Here is an 858-nt window from a genome sequence, read left to right as displayed (position 1 = left end):
CTTGACCCAATGAATCAGTAATTCTTAAGTCAGAAAGGGTTGTACCTTTAAAACGAACACGAAGCACTTCAAAGAGACTCCCTTCACTAGAGGGAAACAAAAGAAACTGTGCTTCGTCACCCTCACCATCGCGTTTCTCGACAATGAAGTTATTTGCGATTAATGCAGCATCACCGTTGAATAACATAGCTGGCGTGGCAGAGAGATCATCGCCAAGCAGCTGAACACTTGCCTGTTCTAGATCGGGATCGTAGACAGTTACTTCACCCTGATATACGTATATTTTCTGAGCTAATGGCGCTTTTGTTTCCCAATAAAACAAATCTGGCTTCTTAGCCTTAAATTCACCCCGTGTTTCTTGAACACGTGTACCTCTGCCATCAACGACAAATTGGATAAATGACCCCTGAATATCCGCCGATGCAGACAGCAATGCAGACAATTCATCTGCGTCTGTGCGTGTTTTTGAAAACAGATCAAAAGAGGCAATGATTAAAATCGTTACGAGAGAAAACCGTAAAGAGAGGGATTTCAGCAAGGTATGCTCTCCAAAAAAAAGAAAAGAGCATACCACAGGAGGAAATGAAAAAATTAAGGCTTTGTTAGCCAATAAACAGTTTATGCTTCAGGTGGTGGCGGAGCTAGAACTTCACGACTGCCGTTATGACCCGCCTCACTTACGACACCGGCTTGTTCCATCGCTTCGACCAAGTTTGCCGCACGATTGTAACCAATTTTCAGCTTACGCTGAACTGATGAAATTGACACACGTCGTGTTGTCGTAACAAAGGCAACAGCCTCATCAAACAAAGCATCTTGTTCACTTGCGCCAGAGTCTTCAGCGAAGGCCGCAGCGAT

At 44.2% G+C, this 858-nt stretch carries 2 protein-coding genes; both read right to left on the bottom strand.

All coding sequences use genetic code 11. From position 1 onward, the window contains the following. On the bottom strand, window positions 1-538 hold a 538-nt coding region (lolA, locus tag A3738_RS27300; protein ID WP_156504542.1), incomplete at its 3' end, for an outer membrane lipoprotein chaperone LolA. A gap of 80 nt (window positions 539-618) precedes the next feature. Then, the coding region (locus tag A3738_RS27295; protein WP_156504541.1) for a DNA translocase FtsK at window positions 619-858 on the bottom strand (240 nt) is incomplete at its 5' end.

The organism is Oleiphilus sp. HI0066, assembly GCF_001635725.1.
Note: the sequence above shows the minus strand (reverse complement) of the source record. Positions and strands in the feature narration are given on the sequence as shown.